General features: G+C 43.1%; 20 protein-coding genes. 12 read left to right on the top strand and 8 right to left on the bottom strand.

Translation table 11 applies throughout. The features are described from left to right. Nucleotides 1-8 precede the first annotated feature (8 nt). From VIA_RS07550 to VIA_RS07560, 3 genes are all read left to right on the top strand, one after another. A complete protein-coding gene (locus VIA_RS07550) occupies nucleotides 9-1,046 on the top strand; it encodes a FecCD family ABC transporter permease (RefSeq protein ID WP_004412193.1) in 1,038 nt (345 codons plus the stop codon). Beyond that, nucleotides 1,046-1,828, top strand: a complete 783-nt coding sequence (locus VIA_RS07555; RefSeq protein ID WP_004412194.1) for a heme ABC transporter ATP-binding protein — start codon at nucleotides 1,046-1,048, stop codon at nucleotides 1,826-1,828. The genes VIA_RS07550 and VIA_RS07555 overlap by 1 nt, the downstream gene beginning before the upstream one ends. 65 nt (nucleotides 1,829-1,893) lie before the next feature. Beyond that, nucleotides 1,894-2,637 carry a substrate-binding periplasmic protein gene (locus VIA_RS07560; protein ID WP_004412195.1) on the top strand — a complete coding sequence of 248 codons (744 nt, stop codon included), beginning with the start codon at nucleotides 1,894-1,896 and terminating at the stop codon, nucleotides 2,635-2,637. A 69-nt stretch (nucleotides 2,638-2,706) separates the two neighbouring features. On the opposite strand, the gene ppsR is transcribed toward VIA_RS07560, so the two are convergent. Then, a complete protein-coding gene (ppsR, locus tag VIA_RS07565) occupies nucleotides 2,707-3,540 on the bottom strand; it encodes a posphoenolpyruvate synthetase regulatory kinase/phosphorylase PpsR (RefSeq protein WP_004416169.1) in 834 nt (277 codons plus the stop codon). Nucleotides 3,541-3,713: 173 nt separating this feature from the next. Between ppsR and ppsA the strand changes: the two genes are divergently transcribed. Then, nucleotides 3,714-6,083, top strand: a complete 2,370-nt coding sequence (gene ppsA / locus VIA_RS07570) for a phosphoenolpyruvate synthase (RefSeq protein ID WP_004416167.1) — start codon at nucleotides 3,714-3,716, stop codon at nucleotides 6,081-6,083. Between the two features lie 65 nt (nucleotides 6,084-6,148). Here the strand turns inward: ppsA and ompW are convergent, their stop codons facing one another. The 4 genes from ompW to VIA_RS07590 form a co-directional block, all read right to left on the bottom strand. Then, on the bottom strand, nucleotides 6,149-6,796 hold the full coding sequence (gene ompW / locus VIA_RS07575; RefSeq protein ID WP_004412198.1) for an outer membrane protein OmpW: 648 nt from the start codon (nucleotides 6,794-6,796) through the stop codon (nucleotides 6,149-6,151). A 237-nt stretch (nucleotides 6,797-7,033) separates the two neighbouring features. Then, the gene (gene shyA / locus VIA_RS07580) at nucleotides 7,034-8,326 is read right to left on the bottom strand and encodes a peptidoglycan DD-endopeptidase ShyA (protein WP_483050719.1); all 1,293 of its coding nucleotides are present in this window, start codon (nucleotides 8,324-8,326) and stop codon (nucleotides 7,034-7,036) included. Nucleotides 8,327-8,494: 168 nt separating this feature from the next. Further along, complete coding sequence (locus VIA_RS07585; protein ID WP_004412200.1) at nucleotides 8,495-8,794, bottom strand: isoamylase early set domain-containing protein; 300 nt, start codon at nucleotides 8,792-8,794, stop codon at nucleotides 8,495-8,497. 98 nt (nucleotides 8,795-8,892) lie between these two features. Then, entirely contained in the window at nucleotides 8,893-9,507 is a 615-nt protein-coding gene (locus VIA_RS07590) for a hypothetical protein (RefSeq protein ID WP_004416164.1), read from the bottom strand. Nucleotides 9,508-9,580: 73 nt separating this feature from the next. Here VIA_RS07590 and VIA_RS07595 point away from each other — a divergent pair, with 73 nt between their 5' ends. The 5 genes from VIA_RS07595 (at nucleotide 9,581) to VIA_RS07615 (ending at nucleotide 14,095) form a co-directional block, all read left to right on the top strand. Beyond that, nucleotides 9,581-9,988, top strand: a complete 408-nt coding sequence (locus VIA_RS07595) for a GFA family protein (RefSeq protein WP_004416160.1) — start codon at nucleotides 9,581-9,583, stop codon at nucleotides 9,986-9,988. 90 nt (nucleotides 9,989-10,078) lie between these two features. Beyond that, nucleotides 10,079-10,744, top strand: coding sequence for a YoaK family protein (locus VIA_RS07600; protein ID WP_004412202.1), 666 nt, complete (start codon nucleotides 10,079-10,081; stop codon nucleotides 10,742-10,744). A gap of 240 nt (nucleotides 10,745-10,984) precedes the next feature. Beyond that, nucleotides 10,985-12,355 carry a YjiH family protein gene (locus tag VIA_RS07605; RefSeq protein ID WP_004412203.1) on the top strand — a complete coding sequence of 457 codons (1,371 nt, stop codon included), beginning with the start codon at nucleotides 10,985-10,987 and terminating at the stop codon, nucleotides 12,353-12,355. Nucleotides 12,356-12,534: 179 nt separating this feature from the next. Beyond that, nucleotides 12,535-13,023 (top strand): putative pterin-binding protein, encoded by a 489-nt coding sequence (locus VIA_RS07610; RefSeq protein WP_004412204.1) that lies wholly within the window; start codon nucleotides 12,535-12,537, stop codon nucleotides 13,021-13,023. Then, nucleotides 13,001-14,095, top strand: a complete 1,095-nt coding sequence (locus VIA_RS07615) for a GGDEF domain-containing protein (protein WP_004412205.1) — start codon at nucleotides 13,001-13,003, stop codon at nucleotides 14,093-14,095. Before VIA_RS07610 ends, VIA_RS07615 begins: the two co-directional genes overlap by 23 nt. Here the strand turns inward: VIA_RS07615 and VIA_RS07620 are convergent. The 3 genes from VIA_RS07620 to VIA_RS07630 are packed head-to-tail and all read right to left on the bottom strand — an operon-like array spanning nucleotide 14,092 to nucleotide 15,868. Then, the gene (locus VIA_RS07620) at nucleotides 14,092-14,928 is read right to left on the bottom strand and encodes a CsgG/HfaB family protein (RefSeq protein WP_004412206.1); all 837 of its coding nucleotides are present in this window, start codon (nucleotides 14,926-14,928) and stop codon (nucleotides 14,092-14,094) included. The genes VIA_RS07615 and VIA_RS07620 overlap by 4 nt on opposite strands. A 12-nt stretch (nucleotides 14,929-14,940) precedes the next feature. Next, entirely contained in the window at nucleotides 14,941-15,351 is a 411-nt protein-coding gene (locus VIA_RS07625; RefSeq protein WP_004412207.1) for a curli assembly protein CsgF, read from the bottom strand. 10 nt (nucleotides 15,352-15,361) lie between these two features. Next, nucleotides 15,362-15,868 (bottom strand): curli production assembly/transport protein CsgE, encoded by a 507-nt coding sequence (locus VIA_RS07630; protein ID WP_004416158.1) that lies wholly within the window; start codon nucleotides 15,866-15,868, stop codon nucleotides 15,362-15,364. Between the two features lie 354 nt (nucleotides 15,869-16,222). Here VIA_RS07630 and VIA_RS07635 point away from each other — a divergent pair, with 354 nt between their 5' ends. From VIA_RS07635 to VIA_RS22095, 3 genes are all read left to right on the top strand, one after another. Then, nucleotides 16,223-16,855, top strand: a complete 633-nt coding sequence (locus VIA_RS07635) for a minor curlin subunit CsgB (RefSeq protein WP_004412209.1) — start codon at nucleotides 16,223-16,225, stop codon at nucleotides 16,853-16,855. Between the two features lie 51 nt (nucleotides 16,856-16,906). Next, nucleotides 16,907-17,857: a curlin gene (locus VIA_RS07640; RefSeq protein WP_004412210.1), complete on the top strand. Its 951-nt coding sequence runs from the start codon at nucleotides 16,907-16,909 to the stop codon at nucleotides 17,855-17,857. Between the two features lie 95 nt (nucleotides 17,858-17,952). Further along, a complete protein-coding gene (locus tag VIA_RS22095; RefSeq protein WP_138977028.1) occupies nucleotides 17,953-18,225 on the top strand; it encodes a hypothetical protein in 273 nt (90 codons plus the stop codon). The last annotated feature ends 20 nt before the right edge of the window (nucleotides 18,226-18,245 follow it).

The following is an 18,245-nucleotide window of genomic DNA, read 5'->3' on the forward strand; positions in this document are numbered from 1 at the left end:
AAGCATTTATGTTGTTACGTCGCCTTTCGCTACCGTTTATCATCTCGCTGTTTACCGCAGCGCTAGTCGTCACCACCATTGGATCTATCACTGTCGGTCCGATGAATATTGGGTTCTGGGACAGTGTCCAAAGCTTAGTGTTACGATCTGAGCAGTTGGCCCCTCACATCAACTTAGTCATTCATGAAATCCGTTTTCCTCGTACCATCCTATGCATGCTAGTTGGCGCGATTTTGGCAGTGTGCGGAACCGTAATGCAGGGGTTATTTCGCAATCCACTCGCAGAGCCAGGGATCATCGGCGTGTCTGCGGGGGCATCTTTGGGGGCGGCGCTAGCTATCGTATTGTTTGCCGATCTTAGCGAGCAGTACCCACAATTTATGAACTTTGCCGCTGTGCCTGTGTTTGCCTTTCTTGGAGGAGCCTTAACAACAGTGCTCGTCTACAAGTTAGGCACGAGTAAAATGGGCACATCGGTCACCATCATGCTATTGGCCGGCGTTGCTATCAGTGCTTTATCAGGCGCGGGGATTGGCTTTATGAACTTCATCGCTGATGATCAGATGCTACGCGATTTATCGCTGTGGTCTATGGGATCATTAGCAGGGGCGAACTGGAGTAGCATTATGTTATGCGTGGTAACTTTAGTTGGCCTTATGTTTGTTTTCGTCAAGAAATCCATGGCACTCAATGCCCTACTTCTCGGTGAAGCGGAAGCAAATCACCTCGGTATCCCTGTCCAGCGATTGAAACGTCAGCTTATTTTATTAACCGCCGTCGGTGTTGGCGTAACAGTGAGTGTTTCTGGAATGATCGGCTTTATCGGCTTAGTCATTCCCCATTTGGGTCGAATGCTATCCGGTCCAGACCATCGCACTCTACTCCCAATCTCAGCCCTGATGGGAGCCTTACTACTCACCTTTGCCGATATGTTTTCGCGCGTCGTGGTGGCTCCGGCAGAACTGCCTGTAGGCATTGTGACCGCGTTGATTGGCGCACCATTTTTCATCTACTTACTGTTCAAACAAAAAGGAAAAATCATCTGATGAGTAAGGTCGTTCTTTCAGGGAAGCATATTTCCATTCAGTTTGGACAGCGTAAGATTCTAGATGACATCACGATCAATATTCGTGCTGGAGAAGTCACCACACTTTTGGGTCCAAACGGAGCGGGTAAAAGCACCTTGCTAAAACTGTTATGTGGCGAAATCACCTCCGACAGTGATATCAGCTATTTTGGCCACAAACGCAAAGACTGGAAGCAAGCAGAACTCGCCAAGCACTTAGGAATGCTCCCTCAACATAGCACTCTCAGCTTCCCCTTTTTAGCTCGCGAGGTCGTCGAGTTAGGAGCTATTCCTTTAAACATACCGAACACGCAAGCTCACGCTTTAGCTGACAAGTACATGGCGATGACGGAAGTCACTCACCTAAGCGACAGGCTCTATCCTTCATTATCAGGGGGAGAGAAACAGCGTCTTCATTTAGCACGAGTGTTGGTTCAACTCGATCAAGCGGGCGACAAAAAAATCCTGATGCTCGATGAGCCAACTTCGGCACTCGATCTTGCCCACCAGCACAATACGCTTAAAATCGCCCGCTATTTGGCCGACGAGTTTAATACCGCCGTGGTGGTTGTCTTACATGACCTCAACTTAGCCGCTCAATATTCAGATCGCCTGGTCATGCTGCACCAAGGAAAAGTAGTCTGCGATGCCCCCCCTCAGGGCGCGCTGAACTCTAATTTAATCCGACAAGTTTACGGCTATGACTCACTGATCACCCCACACCCAACACTCGGTTTCCCGATGGTGTACCCAGCGGCATAAAGCAGTTCGATAGGTTTGCAAACCTTATCTATACTAAGGTTATTGCGCTTGAGGAACTCTTTCTAATGCTTCGATTTACTGACATCATCGTGGTCTGCGTTATCACACTCGCAAGCTTCACCGCCTATGCCCACAACACGAAATTAACTCATGTCAGAGTGTGTGGTGACGCCATTGATTGGCCGCCTTACACTTATGTTAAAGATGAGGAGGCATACGGGTTTGATATTGATGTCCTCAACGAAGCCTTGATGGCGCAGGGAGTCAGCTATCAAATTACCATGACCTCATGGTCACGCTGTTTGAAAGGAACGAAAAGTGGCGAATTTGATTTAGCAGTCAGCGCTTCATTCAACAGTAAGCGAGATAAAGACTATATCTATACCGAGTGGTACTACAGCATTACCCCTTATTACATCTACTCAACTCAGCGCTTTCCTCAAGGCCTCAACATTACCAACATAAACGATCTATCTGAATATAAAGTATGTGGCAATCATGGCTACAACTACGCCGATTTTGGGCTTAATGAGATTATCCGTGGCGGTAACTCTGTCAAGGATGTGTTGACCAGACTTGAGCAAGGCAACTGTGAGGTTTACCTTAATTGGATTGAAATCATTGACGGGATCAAAACTATTTGGGGCCTTGACTATATTTCTGATGGTCTGGCAGCCAAACCGATCCCTGATATGTCGCCTCACAAATTCTATATGTTGATATCGAGAAAATTCTCCGCACACAACCAGCTAAAATCGATGTTAGATTCATACTTACGTACCGTGCGGAACCATCCTCAATCCGATTAGGTATCGGTCTCTCATCTCTTTCCTATACAGCGATTCAATAGACAATAAACCGCTGCTTGTAAGGCTGTACTATAGAAGTCGACGACGAAGCCCTGTGCGCTCTAGCACTCGAGTTGATATTTCTTCTACCGACAGTGAAGAGGTATTGATGTATGGGATAGCTTCTCGGCGAAACAGCGCTTCAACAGTTTGCAGCTCATGCAGACACTGCTCATTACTGGCATAGTCACTCCCCGCGAGTCGGTTTTCTCGAATTTCGGTCAATCGTTCTGGGTTGATGGTTAAGCCGAACAATTTATGGCGGTGAATTTCAAACTCTGGCAACAGTTTCATGCGCGCAAGATCATCATCAATGAAGGGGTAGTTCACCACGCGTAACCCAAACTGCATTGCCATATAAAGACTGGTGGGGGTTTTTCCACTGCGTGATACACCGAGTAGAATGATGTCAGCCTCTTCCAAGCCCTTTAACGTAATACCATCGTCGTGCGCTAAGGTGTATTCAATGGCGGCAATGCGATCAAAATACTTATCTGAGTCACGACCTACACTACGCGAACGTTGCAGCTTTGGCTTAGGTTGCATCTGAATATCATCTTGCACCTTCTGCACGATGCTCTCTAGTACGTCATAGCCGTACGAATTGGAATCGAGCAAGCGTTGACGAAACTCTGGGATCACGATGGAAAAGAAAACCAGTGGTTTAATCCCATTCTTTTGGTATGAAGTTTCAATTTCCTTCAGCAAGTCAGTTAATTTGTCCTCACTTTCAACAAACGGAAAGGTTTTTTCATAAGCTTTGAAGGGGAACTGACCCAGAACAACATGCCCTAATGTCTCACATGTTATCGCAGTTCCATCAGAAACATAGAATACATCACGACTTTGACTATCAATTTGCATTTTATTTTAAACTTTAAAATTCTTTTGAGTAGGATAGTAGCCATAATATCGATAATAAAACCCGGCTTGCTGTTACGGCCCCCACAGCTTTAAAAATTCATTGCGAATTTTTTTGAGTTTTTACGTAATCGTTTGCCTTATCCCTACAAAGCTGCAATGTTCTGGAGAAAGACATGCAAAAGAACACCCTCTGGTTCGATGGTTTATCCATGGAAGATGTCGACAAGGTCGGCGGTAAAAACGCTTCTTTGGGCGAAATGGTTTCTAACCTGTCCAATGCTGGCGTATCGGTACCTAATGGTTTCGCGACTACCTCCCATGCGTTTAACCAATTTCTAGATTTTGAAGGCCTTGATGATCGTATTCATCACCTCCTTGATGAGCTAGATGTTGACGATGTTGAAGCTCTGCGTAAGACAGGCGCAACAATCCGTCAATGGGTTTTAGATGCCCCATTCCCTGCCGATCTTGAGCAGGATATTCGCAATGACTACCAAGAACTGATTGGTGGTAATGATGAGCTATCGGTAGCCGTGCGTTCATCTGCCACTGCGGAAGATCTCCCTGATGCTTCATTTGCAGGCCAGCAAGAAACCTTCCTTAATGTGAAAGGGATTGATGCTGTCTTAGAAGCAACTAAGCACGTTTACGCCTCACTGTTTAACGATCGCGCTATTTCGTATCGCGTTCACCAAGGTTTTGACCACCGCGGTATTTCCTTGTCTGCTGGTATCCAGCGTATGGTGCGCTCAGACAAAGCCTCGTCAGGTGTGATGTTCACTCTCGATACTGAGTCTGGCTTTGACCAAGTAGTCTTCATTACCTCGTCTTGGGGCTTAGGAGAGATGGTGGTACAAGGCGCCGTTAACCCTGATGAATTCTATGTCCACAAGCCAATGCTTGAAGCGGGTCACTACCCTATCGTGAAGAAAACCTTTGGCTCTAAGCTTATCAAGATGATCTACTCAACTAACCAAGAGATTGGTAAGCAAGTTGATATCATCGATACTTCTTCACAAGAACAAAACGAATTCTCACTCAACGATGAAGAGATCAAAGAACTAGCGAAACAGGCGATGATCATCGAGAAGCACTATCAGCGTCCAATGGACATTGAGTGGGCAAAAGATGGGATTGATGGCAAGCTATACATCGTTCAGGCACGTCCAGAAACGGTTTGTTCTCAGAGCGAGCAAAACGTCATTGAGCGTTATGAGCTAAATAATAAGGCTGATGTACTTATCGAAGGTCGTGCAATCGGCCAACGTATTGGCTCTGGCCCTGTTCGCTTGGTCGACTCTCTTGATCAAATGTCGCTGGTTCAAGAAGGTGACGTTCTAGTAACGGACATGACCGACCCTGACTGGGAACCTGTGATGAAGAAAGCCTCTGCGATTGTTACAAACCGCGGCGGCCGTACTTGTCACGCAGCTATCATTGCTCGTGAACTAGGTATTCCGGCGATTGTTGGCTGTGGTAACGCAACCAGCGGCCTGACTGACGGTTCCACGGTAACAGTCTCTTGTGCTGAAGGCGAAACAGGTTACGTTTATCAAGGTGAACTGGAGTTCGAAATCAAACGCTCTGCGGTTGACGAATTGCCAATGCTGCCGACGAAAGTGATGATGAATGTAGGTAACCCAGATCGTGCATTCGACTTTGCTCAAATCCCGAACGAAGGGGTTGGCCTAGCTCGACTAGAATTCATCATCAATAAGATGATCGGTATCCACCCTAAAGCCTTGCTTAACTTTGACCAGCAAAGCGATGAGCTAAAAGCGGAAATCAATCAGCGTATTCGTGGCTACAAAGATCCAATTGATTTCTACGTCAGCAAACTAACGGAAGGCATTGCGACAATCGCGTCCGCTTTCTGGCCGAAACGTGTGATTGTTCGTATGTCCGACTTTAAGTCGAACGAGTACAGTAACCTTGTCGGCGGCAAAAGCTTTGAACCACATGAAGAGAATCCAATGCTCGGTTTCCGAGGGGCATCTCGTTACATTTCTCCGGTATTTGAAGACTGTTTTGAGCTAGAAACGCAAGCCATCAAACGTGTTCGCAATGAAATGGGTCTTAAGAATGTCGAGATTATGATCCCGTTTGTTCGCACTCCAAGTGAAGCCGCGTCAGTGATCGATTTACTGGCGAAGTTTGACTTACGACGCGGCGATCAAGGCCTGAAAGTCATCATGATGTGTGAACTGCCTTCTAACGCAGTCCTCGCTGAAGAGTTCTTGAAGTACTTTGATGGGTTCTCTATCGGTTCGAACGATATGACTCAGCTAACGCTTGGTCTTGACCGTGACTCTGGCGACGTGGCTCACTTGTTTGATGAGCGTAACCCTGCGGTCAAAGCGATGTTGAAGATGGCGATTGATGCAGCAACAAAAGCAGGCAAATATGTCGGTATTTGTGGTCAAGGCCCATCTGACCATGATGATCTTGCCGAGTGGCTAATGGATCAAGGCATCAGTTCGGTATCACTTAACCCTGATACGGTTATCGACACTTGGCTCAAGCTAGGTAAAGTAAACCAATAACATTCTAGAATGTTGTAAGACTAAAAAGGCTTCCAGTAGGAAGCCTTTTTTAGATCATAATGTGCTTAGAATTTATAGCCACCACCGATCATAAATACCCAAGGGTCAATGGTTACGTCAGTGGAATATTCTTGTCCACCTGCAGTGTATTTTGCAGTCGTTTCAATATCCGCGTACCAAACAGACGCATTAAGGAACCAGTCATCATTGAGCATATAGTCCACACCAGCATTCGCCGCTAAACCCCATGAGTCATCAAGTGACAAATTACTTAAACCAGCTCCAGTCCCTGTGCTATTTAACTCCTCGTCAAAGAAAACCGTGTAGTTAATACCAGCACCTACGTAAGGACGAAGGTTGCTTTCCGCCTCGCCAAAGTAGTATTGAACCATAAAGGTTGGCGGTAGATGCTTAGTTTCTGCAATTTCACCTAACCCACCGTGGTTAGTCGAAATCTTATGAGAAAACGGGGTAGCCGCCAAGACTTCAAAACTGATGTTGTCAGTAAACATGTAGCCAACGGTAAGACCGAGTTGAATATTCGAATCTACCGAAAATTTACTGCCAGGGTTATTAAGCACGTCACCACTGCTATCATTCGGCACCACTGCAGCGAGCCCACCACGGACAACAAAGTCGCCCTCTTTATGAGCAAAAGCGTTAGCAGAAGCAAAAGTAGCTAAAACGGTAAGGCTTAAGAGTGTTTTTTTCATTGTGATTTCCTTTTGTAGGGTTTTGTTTTAATTGATTGAAGGAATCATTGTTATTTGCGCCGCAAAGTAGCACATAAAAACCTTACAAAATTGAGGGAAATCAATTTGTGAAAATTACTGGTTATGCATTGTCTTTTTTATCTACATGATCACTAAAATTTGTAACATTGATTACAACTATGTAGTGCAACTTTTATGTTCATCACGCAATAAAAAAGCTCCCGAAGGAGCTTTTTACTAACTTGCAGTATCGCTTGTTGACGACTTGGCGAGTTCCAACTCTTTTTGTCTGAGCATGGTGTCCATCTCATGACGACGAGCTTCAAATGCTGCCATTTGACTCTTAGGCACAGAATTCGCCATTGGAATATTCGCTTTCATTGCGTTCACTGGTCGACCACGGTCGATCAATTCATAATGAATATGAGGACCAGTTACACGCCCTGTCGCACCAGATAAACCAATTCGCTGACCGCGAGAGATTTTCTGCCCTTTGCGAACCAAAATCTTGCTTAGATGTAGGTAACGCGTTTTGTAACGACTACCATGTTGAATCACCACGTAGTTGCCGGCATATGGGTGCTTACGCGTCATAATCACAACACCATCACCTGTCGAGACAATCGGCGTACCCGTAGGCACTGCCCAATCCGTACCATTGTGAGGAGATACTCGGCCCGTTACAGGGTGCTTACGGTATGGATTAAAGTTAGAACTTAAACGATAACTACCATTAACAGGTTTACGCTGGAACGCACGCTGTAAACTATCACCGTTTTGATCATAGTATTGACCATCCGAGTGAAGGTAAGCAGCAAGCTCTCGACCTTGGTTGAAAATCTTAACCGCTTGGATTTCGCGATTACCGGTTAATTTATCATCCACAAACTGACGCGATTGTACAACCTCAAAACGGTCACCAGCACGGAGATCTCGTGCAAAGTTCACTTTGTCTTTCAACAAAGCGACCACTTGTTCGATTTCACTTTTTCCTAGACCTAACGCATTAACAGACGTAGAGAAACTGCCGTTAATCTCTCCTACCAGTGGAAACGACTTCCATACGCCAGGAATTTTTATATCCTTAAACTCATAGCTACCATCATCTAAACGGCTATATACCGCTCTTTCAACAAGGGTAAACTCAAGCTCCATCTTGTTTAGTGCACCAGTTTCTTCATCGCGCCAAAAACGTAACGTGTTGCCAGGCTTAAGAGTATCAAGTACTAGGAAGTTAAGATCCGTTTCCATGATCTTCATTAACTCGCTGTAGCCAAAACCAAGCTGCTCAAATATGCTGCTTAGGTTGTCACCGGCTTGGATAACATACTCATAATTTGGACGATCTTCGATCAAGTCTTGCTCCATCAAGATGTTGTTAACAATCTTTGATTCTGGAAATGATAACTCGATAGTTCGCTGGGTGCCGCTATGGTCCGAAGTTGTTGAAACTGCAATCGCCGCGATAACTGGAACAGTCAACGCCATCATCTTTTTTGACATTGATAGCGCTTGAAAGCGGGACTTCAAACTTCTAGATTGCACAGTGTGACCTATAGATAGAAATAAACAGAGGGCTTAAGGGTACAAATTTGTCTATTGATTGTCACCTTTGGATTGTGAATTTTCACAGAAAAAGGGCGTGTAAAACGCCCTTATATTCGCAAAATTTAACAATATCATTCAATTACATATCGACTACTGATAAGTCGAGACCAAACCGTTATCGTCACCAAAACCGTTTGGCTGGTAATGATCGGCATGAACGTCGTTAATCCACTTCTCATTGTCAACCAGATAACGAAACTCAAACTGGCTATCTTTGGGTAATCGAACACGAAACTTATAAGACTTCGATTTCGCGACTTTCTTCATCGCTGCTGGTTTCCAATCCAAAAAGTCCGCCACGATGGCGATCGATTGATCGACTTCGCTTTCCGCCACTTCGAATGTCACTTCCACTTCGTCTTTTGTTTTAAAAAAACGTTTATTGATCATGTTTACTCCCTTAACGACAAATGATTCCATCTCACACTACCAGTACAAATCATAAGCAATATGTCGCACATTCTCAATATCGAACCAAACAACAGTGGTTATTGATTGAGTAACTGCCCTTCATTTGTCACAACAAATATTCGCTTAACCTGTTTCGAAGGAGGCTCAGCCATTGCTTGATTTTTATCATGCTCAAGAAAAGTGACCACGACACTTTGTTTATCACCCTCTTCCAAACTCTGGACGTCGATACGATCACCTAGCAGCACAGAGTCTTTGCTAATCAAACGTTGGCGAAACTCGTCATATTGGGAAAGCATTAAATAGTAGAACAGACCACTGCCTTGATTGCTTAACGCTAAGATGGAAACATAAGTATTGCCATCGAAGCTCACGATCTTTTCACTTTCAATCGTGACCACGCCACGTTCAGCACCCTCTTCGTAACTGCCTTTCAATAAGTCCCCTTCCACCACATCGTCAATAAATGTGAACGCACTACTTTCTGGGATCTTTACGGTCCATGGGTTTAGTGTTCGGATGCCAAACACCGATTGCATAATGGCATCTTGATTAGATATTTGACTTGGAAACTTGGCCAAGATCTCTTCATCGGACAAGCTAAAACGATAAATTCCTGCCACAGCGACTATGATTAGTAATACGATAGGAATCAAAAGAATAAGAGGTATAGGTAAAAGACGTTTCTTCATGGGGTGAGGAGTAATTCATTAAGTTTCACGATAATTGGAACGTCATGGTAACAGGCAATTGGAAGGAGATAAAATGGAGCAATCACATAAAATCCGAATGGCCGACTGTAGTTGCGGTCAAGTTAGCCTCATCTGCCGAGGAGAGCCGACACGTACTGCAATCTGTCACTGTTTCGAATGCCAAAAACGTACCGGCAGCGTGTTTGGTGTACAAGCTCGCTTTCATAAAGAACAGGTCTCATTTAATGGTGACATGGTTGAATATACTCGTCTCAGTGAGTCAGGAAACGAGGTGACATACGCATTTTGCCCGCGATGCAGTACGACTATGTTACTTAAACTCCATGCTGCCGTTGATTATATTGTCATTCCTGTCGGTGTTTTTAATAAGCAAGACTTGCCCGCGCCAAGTTTTTCTATCTACGAGGAGAGAAAAACTGGCTGGGTAAAATTTGACTGTCAGATGGAACATTACCTTTAATTGTCAGGGATCAACATTTAATCCAAAGTTTGCCTATCGATCATCGATCAGTAGCACTATAATTTCGCTCTGAAATTTAAGGAGCGTATTTTGATTTCCAAACTTCCACGTTGGGTAGAATCAGGAGCTTTTCTACTTGCCTTACTTGCCGGAACCGTTAACGCAGTAGGCTTACTCGGATTTTCTCATCAAGCAGTGTCACATATATCAGGAACCGTAACGCTGCTTGGTACATCACTTGAAGCCTTCAACCAGCAAACAGGCCATCTGTTTTTTATTTTGATGAGCTTCTTACTTGGCGCAACATTAAGCGGTTTGTTTATTGAAAGCACTGCATTAAAGTTAGGCCGCCGCTATGGGGTGGCACTCTGCGTTGAGAGCCTTCTGCTGCTACTCGCTTACTGGCTGCTGAAAAATGACTTCCAATCTGGACAGTATCTCGCTTCTGCAGCATGTGGTTTACAAAATGCGATGCTGACTACCTTTAGTGGAGCAGTTGTTCGTACCACACATATGACAGGTATCATTACCGATCTGGGGCTGATGATTGGTGCGAAACTGCGGGGAGAAAAGTTTGACTACCGAAAGGCAAAACTGTTCCTGTTTATATTCGTTGGCTTTTTATCCGGTGGGGTCATTGGCGCTAAACTTTATTCTCATTATCAAATTGCTGCGTTGCTCGGCCCAGTGATGCTATCCGCGCTACTTGCTGTCACTTATTGGGGCTTTATCTCGACACGACAGATCTCCAAATAATCAGCACTGACCATTGATACAAATAGTTAAACAAATTAACATTAACAAAACATTCGTCTAAACATCAATTGATGCGCGACTTTTTGTCATGAATAGTTAGCCCTATTTATTGAATAGTATTGCAAGAATGGTAAAAAGCCATTACTCTTGCGGCAAGTTTGATAAATATTGACGTTTAGTGAATATATATGCCAATCATGTTGGCTATTAATATTTAACTAGTTGTACCTCGAGAACCCTATGCAAAACAACGCTCAAGCACCTGAACAGACCAAAAGTAAAGGTAACTTTTGGATGTTCTTTATTCCTTCACTGATTGGCCTATTCGTGTTTATGGCCCCAATCAGCTACGAAGGAGACATTACTATTCCTGTCGCTGTTCTAGCCAAGTCCATTCAAGCTGTTTTTGGTGAAAACCTCGTCAGCATAGTCACAAGCATCATCGTATTTATGGCGGTTGCTTCAACACTCTGTCGTATAAAAACACCTGCATTCATCGCTAACAGTGAATTCCTAAATGGCTTGTTTAATCCAAGTCCACTTTGGCTACTGGTGCGTATTATTGGCGGTTTAGCGGTTGCGATGACTTTTTTCCAGGTCGGCCCTGAAGCCGTATGGGAAGAAAACACAGGTGGTCTTGTATTAGAAGGTCTATTACCAACCCTATTTTCTGTGTTCATTTTTGCAGGGCTTCTATTACCTCTTTTGCTTAATTTCGGCCTGCTTGAGCTGTTTGGTACACTTCTGAGTAAGATTATGCGACCTGTGTTTAACTTACCTGGGCGCAGTGCTATCGACTGTATGGCGTCTTGGCTAGGTGATGGCTCTGTTGGTATTCTTCTTACTAGCAAACAATACGAAAATAAGTTTTACACTCAACGTGAAGCCGCTGTCGTTGGAACAACCTTCTCTGCTGTTTCAATCACATTCAGCCTTGTCGTGATTGCTCAAGTTGAACTTGAACACTTATTTCTACCTTTCTACGGTGCGATCTGTTTAGCGGGCTTGGTCGCCGCTATTATCATCCCTCGCTTACCTCCGTTAAGCCGTAAGAAGAATGAATTCATTGATGGTAGTAAACCACATGAAGATGCCGACGCAATTCCTGAAGGTCATTCAACGTTCTCTTGGGGTCTTGAATTAGCTCTTAAAAAGTCAGCGCAAGTTACATCAGTAAAAGGCGTATTTGGCGAAGGTGTTAGAAATGCGGTCGATATGGTATTTGGCGTATTACCTGTAGTTATGGGGTTAGGTACCATCGCACTTGTAATTGCAGAATACACTTCAGTATTTAGCATCTTGGGTCAGCCATTCATTCCGTTCTTAGAACTATTAGGTGTCCCTGAAGCGGCAGCGGCATCGGAAACGATCGTTGTTGGTTTTGCTGACATGTTTATTCCGGCTATTTTAGCGGCTTCTATTGATAACGAGATGACTCGATTTGTCATTGCCGCAATGTCAGTCACTCAGCTAATTTATATGTCAGAAGTCGGTGCTCTGCTGCTAGGTAGCCGTATTCCGGTCAACATATTTGAGCTATTCGCCATCTTCATTTTGCGAACTCTCATTACCCTGCCAGTAATAGCCGGTGTTGCCCACTTAATCTTCTAACACAATGATTTAAAAGCCCCTGTTTTGGGGCTTTTTTTATACCCGTCTTTCAAACAATAGTTGGAGCCTCAACCCTCTATAGGCCGCAAGACAAACAGAAAGAGATTCAAATAGCCACAATCTGAACATATAATAATCTTATAAATAAATTTATAAATATAAGTTGCAAAGGAGTGCTTATGAAAATGATTTGGGCATTGTTGCCCATACTAATCAGTATCCAAGCTTTTGGCTCTCAGCTAATCATCCGTGTTGGTGAAGAGCCACCTGTTACTTTGACACACGACAATATCATCACTCAATTTGAACCAAGTAGCTTCGCCACAAGTTTACCTTGGTACCCAGATATCAAAGAATTTACCGGTTTTAAGGTTTCCGAACTACTGAATCAGCTAGAGATTGATGATGCATTTTCGGTTTCTTTTATCGCATTGAACGATTACGCAGCTAGCTCACAAATTGCTGATATCAATAAATACGAGCCTATCATTGCTTATCAAGTCGATGGCAAGAAAATGCGAGTACGTGAAAAAGGACCGTATTGGCTATTGTTTAATTTAGACAAGTATCCAGAAACCAATAATGCGGTATTCCATTCGCAGATGGTATGGCAAATAGATGAGATAATGATACATAGACGACAAGATGTGGACGAAAACGAGTTATAAAGCCCCTTCCTCTTCACTGAGAAAAGCGAAGAACTTGCTTCTTCTGCTTAGCGTAGGTGTGGTTGCTGCCAACCTATACTTCTTAAACGCTACCCGGCATCATGCACAGTCATACAGTGCGCAGCAAAATCAGGCAACTTGGTTTCTGTTTCAGCTGACTAAAGAGTTCACTGAACTCAATACGATGGCTCCATTTGCACACCTTTCACCTCAGCATCTTGCTAATATCGAGCTAAAATATGAGCTAACTTGGTCACGATTTGATCTGTTACTAACCAGCCGTGAAGCAGACACCTTCATTACCTTACCCGGTGCAAGGATGTACTTTCAAACACTGTTCAATCAATTCAAGTTACTTGATTCACAGGTTTTTAGCCTTCAATCCGAAGCTGATGCAGAAAAGCTAGGCCGCGAGTTTAATTCTCTCTATATGTCGATGATTCGCTATATCAACACAAATTTTCGAATTAAGAGTCCCCTTTATGAAAGGCAAATGCAGGACGCTCGAGATCTCCACCAAACCCAACTTATCTCTCTGATCTTGCTTATCGTCTGTATTGCACTAGTGATGTTTATTCTGCAAAAAGAATCTGAATATCATAAAGAACAATCTTTAACCGACTCTCTAACTGGCATATCGAATCGCCTTGCTCTGTTTCAAGACTTACAACGGGCCACTCAAGTAGAGGAACCATTCACGGTTTTTTTGCTCGACCTCAACGGATTTAAGCAGATCAATGACAAATATGGGCATCAAGCCGGTGATAAAGTACTTCAGGTATTTAGCTCTCGATTGAAAAAAGCTTCAACAGCAAGCTACCGTATCGGAGGAGACGAATTCGCATTGATGACCAATGCAACCGCTGATAGTGAGCTAAAACACTTGGCAAGTGTCATTGAACAAGAAATGCAGCTACCTATTCAAGTGACCAGATATAATGAAGTGACCATTGCGACGAGTATTGGCTACGCGTCATTCCCGAGTGATTCGCGTGAAATAAATGAACTGCTCCTCATTGCAGATAGCAATATGTATATTGAGAAGCAGAACACAAGGAAAGTTATTGGTTAAAGGATTTGGTGGGTTTGTTTGGCGTATCTCTGTATCGTTTCGTCTTGAAGATCTTCTTTATTTTCAGGCTGCCACAAACCTCTACCAATGCCTTTTACAATCAAGTGGATAACGGCAGCATCAATCGCCGACATCACGGCCACATTAACTGGCTCGTTGTTGGTATAACCCATCTCAACTTCAAGCAAATCTTTATAGTCAATGAATCTAAATGCGCCAGCCGTCAATTCGTGAGAAAAAATCGTTTTGCTGGTTGTAACACTCAATAAAATCTGGCCCGTACGGACATTCACGGCTCTCAGGTTGACGGTAACTTGATCAGTACGATATTTGCCTGAAGATCCAATACCTAAATATCTAGCCCCTAATCCGCCTGTTTTAATGTTGGAATCATAAGCAACAATCCCACCTTCGATAACCACATTGGCCGAACTTAACGCCGATAGGTCGTCACCATGGTTTGAGGCCGCCTGGCCTTTTTTCTGCGCGGCTCTAATTATCTTCCGCTCCGTCAATAAGTTTTGTAACCCTTCCCTTTCCAAAGGGATGAACCATCGTGAGTCAAGTAACGACGCTGTAAGCAACGCTGTTCCGCCTTGAGGAACCGCAGTAGAAAAGTTACTGTTTGGCTGTGGTTTATACTGGCCTGTTTGATCGCGGAAATCATAAACAGAAACAAGTATCCTGCCTTTAGGTTCCGGAAGCTGTACTAAGTCTTGGTAAGTAGCGCCACGAGGCATGAGTGTTGGAGCTTCATCCGCGTCGGGAATCGTCATTGAATTCGAACAGCCACCAACTAGCAGGACGATAAAGAGTGAGTATAGAAGTTTCATATTTAACCTGCTTTACTGATCTGGATTTAGGCCAGCAACTTTAATTTCAGTTGACTCACCTGAGACTTTATCGACGATTTGCACTATCAACGAACCATTATCATCAACAATATTGAGGTAAAAGTCGTCCGTTTCTAATTGACCAGTATTGCCATTACCCACATCAGCAAGTAATTGGCTAATCAGACGGGATTCTAAGCTATTTGCGAGGCGATCAAGAGAAGACTCTTCATCGAAGCCAAATTCATCTTTTGGTGCTTGATAATCGTTAATGGCATTAGCAACACCAAATAAGTGAGAGCTGTTTAAAGCGTTACCGCCAAAACTCGGATTAACAGGAGTATAGATAAGCTCTGTCGCGAATGCGCTCGGAGCCCATAGACACGCACACAAAATACCACTGAGGGCTTTGTTTGGTTTCATAATTAGTCCTTTAAAACTCATCCTGAGCTAAATCAAATGTATCTTGATAACTCAGTTGTGTTTTCCATCTAAGAAGGTGAGAAGTCACAGCGGTTAACGCTTGCTTTGCTTTATCTTCAGCATGCTGCCTACCTGGAGACAGAGCCGTGCGGTATATGAGTTTCTCTCGATGAAAGATACTAATAATACTGCCAGACAAAGCGGTCGGTCGTTCTTTGACCGTTAGGTTCTCTTTTAAAGAGCCATGTCGTTCATTCATTAACTGAGTGAAGAAAAAATAAAAATCATCCCCCAATCGAGTCATCGTCCTATCGATGAGCAATCCATCTACTTCATTTTCAAGTAAATGTGAGTCTTTCTTTTCTTCGATTTTTTCATCATTTTCTATCGCTGCACTTGTTGGTAATGAATAGCCACAAAAAACAGAGAGCGATAGAAAAATAATCAATCCTTTTACACTACAACGACCCATATTAGCTTCCAGCCAATTAAAATTACCTTGCCATAAAATAAGCATGACAAAACTTATCTAATTATGGTCAAACTTAAAATAGAACTTTATTAATAAATTATACATTCTCATTTTTAAAACAATTCATTTCTCATTAAACACACAAACAACAAGTATTAAAAACACTTAAAATACAATAACAAAATGACATTAAAAACATAAACTTAAAAACAAACATAAACTAAAGAACTAGAAACAACCCACTAGTAAATAAACTATATTGTGTCAATTTTGATAATAACCCCCAACTAAATAAACAAATCAATTATTTGTTTTCCAATTATTAGTTCATTGAGTTTATCAGCTTTAAAATCATAATAAGTTCGAGTTCGGAATTACTCCAACTCTGCGGAGGTTAAGGTGCAAAATCATACACAGCGTACATTAGGTTTTGTTGTCTTTTCTTTATTAGTGGCAACTTCAGCGTATGCAGATGGTACAGATATTAATTACTCCAGTGATATGGCGAGTGAGTTTGGTGAGTTTTATGGCGACTCGGCAATATACTCTGAGCTGTATGACAAGTCTGTCCCATATAGCAACTATGCAGAAGTCGTGCTCGAAAACGTCTTTGACTCAGAGGTTTATATCTCTCAGACAAGTGCAGGTTTAGGGGCTAATAAAGCCAAAGTTGTACAAAGAAATGTGACTGGCAATACTGCAGTCGTTTCTCAATCAGGTTCAGAGAACCTAGCTGTGATTGAACAATCTGATGGACAAGATAATTACGCAGAAATTATCCAAGCGGGTTACAACCACAATAGCTACATCAGCCAAAGTGGTAGTCATAACATCGCTTATTTGAGACAGTGCCAAGGTTTCGATTGCTCATATTCGGATTACGGAAGTGATATCAGTATCGTGCAAGAAAATAACCATAATTTGGCCATTGTTGTTGATAAAGGCAACTCTAGCTACGGCATTGAACAAGACGGTGGAGATTCCATCGTCATATTTAGCAATATGAATCGAGGTATTTACGTTAGGCAGTAATGGACGTAAAGGATAAAACACAAATAAACGGACAATATAAAGGATCTATTCATGAAAAAGTTAGCAATCGCAATCTCAGCTATTCTAGCGACAGGTACAGTTTACGCAGGTAATGAAGCAACGACTGAATTACAGTATGCATACGGTGATGACGTACAAATTACTCAGAACACCTCTCATGCAAACCCTGCTCTTGGTAATGATGCTTTCGTCTACATGACCAATACCTACAAAAACGACACAGTTATCCTGCAAACTGGTAATGAAAACACAGCAACAGTTAGTGCAACTTATGCTTCCCGCTCTGATTTTGACATTACGCAAACTGGCAACCAAAACACGGCAACCATTACAACTGAAACTGCAATCAACTACCGCAATGACTTAGATATTGTGCAACAAGGTGAAAACAATACCTCTACAGTCTATGTCAGTGATGGTGATTTCAACGATGCGGATATCAATGTTCGTGGTAATGGTAACGTCACCGTCGCTCAGTTTAATGGTGAAGGTGCGGACAGCAACCACATCAAAACGAAGATCGTCAATGGTAATAGCAACAAAGTTACTAGTGTAGTTAACGACGGCCATGCTAACGATGTGCATGTCACTGTTAGAAACAGCAACGAAAACACTGTTAATACGACTCAAAACGGCGACCACAGTGATGCATATGTGAGCGTTCGTGGTGGTTCAGATCTTAATAATATTGATGTAACTCAGAATGATGGTAACTATGCTGATGTTAACGTTTACTGGGGCAGTGATAACAATGACATCGATATCAGTCAGCACAATAGCAACGATGCATATGTCGACGTTGGTATGCACAGTGACCTGAACGAAATCTCAATCGATCAAACTTCTAGTGGTTCTGATGCAACAGTTAACCTAGCGTATTCAAGCAACAACGATATCTCTGTATGGCAAAATGCCAACGATTCAGCGACAGTTACTGCATCCTACTCAAACCACAACACTGTTAACATCGTTCAAAACTAACCTAAATGAACGTCTTAACCAAATCAAAAGCGATACCATATGGTATCGCTTTATTGGTTTTATCTCTTGGCTCTTTTAGCGTGGAGTGTACGGAAATGCACAAGCTATCTGGATATGCTCAATTGGCGTGTGAAGAACATTTGGGCTCGATTCAGCTCGTCATTACCGCCAACCAAAATACGCCCACCGGTAGCAAAATTAAAATCACCGGTTCCAGCTCGTTAAGTGCGTCACTCACGCCAAATTCACGCATAGGCCTATCTCTTTCCAACTCCGATTTTCCTATCGAACTCGCATTGATCAATTCAGAACGCTCGACGCTGTTTACCATAGACAAGCAATGTAAACTCACAAAAAAACCAAACTAATCCCTTCACTTCAAACAAAA

Source organism: Vibrio orientalis CIP 102891 = ATCC 33934, assembly GCF_000176235.1.
Lineage (GTDB): Bacteria > Pseudomonadota > Gammaproteobacteria > Enterobacterales > Vibrionaceae > Vibrio > Vibrio orientalis.

Bases quoted from the DNA above. Each gene is read 5' to 3' on its own strand.
- VIA_RS07625 (WP_004412207.1), bottom strand. From the start codon at position 15,351: ATGAAACCAAACAAAGCCCTCAGTGGTATTTTGTGTGCGTGTCTATGG.
- VIA_RS07605 (WP_004412203.1), top strand. From the start codon at position 10,985: ATGCAAAACAACGCTCAAGCACCTGAACAGACCAAAAGTAAAGGTAAC.
- VIA_RS22095 (WP_138977028.1), top strand. From the start codon at position 17,953: ATGCACAAGCTATCTGGATATGCTCAATTGGCGTGTGAAGAACATTTG.
- VIA_RS07615 (WP_004412205.1), top strand. From the start codon at position 13,001: ATGTGGACGAAAACGAGTTATAAAGCCCCTTCCTCTTCACTGAGAAAA.
- VIA_RS07590 (WP_004416164.1), bottom strand. From the start codon at position 9,507: ATGAAGAAACGTCTTTTACCTATACCTCTTATTCTTTTGATTCCTATC.
- VIA_RS07585 (WP_004412200.1), bottom strand. From the start codon at position 8,794: ATGATCAATAAACGTTTTTTTAAAACAAAAGACGAAGTGGAAGTGACA.
- VIA_RS07550 (WP_004412193.1), top strand. From the start codon at position 9: ATGTTGTTACGTCGCCTTTCGCTACCGTTTATCATCTCGCTGTTTACC.
- VIA_RS07640 (WP_004412210.1), top strand. From the start codon at position 16,907: ATGAAAAAGTTAGCAATCGCAATCTCAGCTATTCTAGCGACAGGTACA.
- VIA_RS07610 (WP_004412204.1), top strand. From the start codon at position 12,535: ATGAAAATGATTTGGGCATTGTTGCCCATACTAATCAGTATCCAAGCT.
- ompW (WP_004412198.1), bottom strand. From the start codon at position 6,796: ATGAAAAAAACACTCTTAAGCCTTACCGTTTTAGCTACTTTTGCTTCT.
- ppsA (WP_004416167.1), top strand. From the start codon at position 3,714: ATGCAAAAGAACACCCTCTGGTTCGATGGTTTATCCATGGAAGATGTC.
- VIA_RS07560 (WP_004412195.1), top strand. From the start codon at position 1,894: ATGCTTCGATTTACTGACATCATCGTGGTCTGCGTTATCACACTCGCA.
- VIA_RS07555 (WP_004412194.1), top strand. From the start codon at position 1,046: ATGAGTAAGGTCGTTCTTTCAGGGAAGCATATTTCCATTCAGTTTGGA.
- VIA_RS07630 (WP_004416158.1), bottom strand. From the start codon at position 15,868: ATGCTTATTTTATGGCAAGGTAATTTTAATTGGCTGGAAGCTAATATG.
- ppsR (WP_004416169.1), bottom strand. From the start codon at position 3,540: ATGCAAATTGATAGTCAAAGTCGTGATGTATTCTATGTTTCTGATGGA.
- VIA_RS07595 (WP_004416160.1), top strand. From the start codon at position 9,581: ATGGAGCAATCACATAAAATCCGAATGGCCGACTGTAGTTGCGGTCAA.
- VIA_RS07620 (WP_004412206.1), bottom strand. From the start codon at position 14,928: ATGAAACTTCTATACTCACTCTTTATCGTCCTGCTAGTTGGTGGCTGT.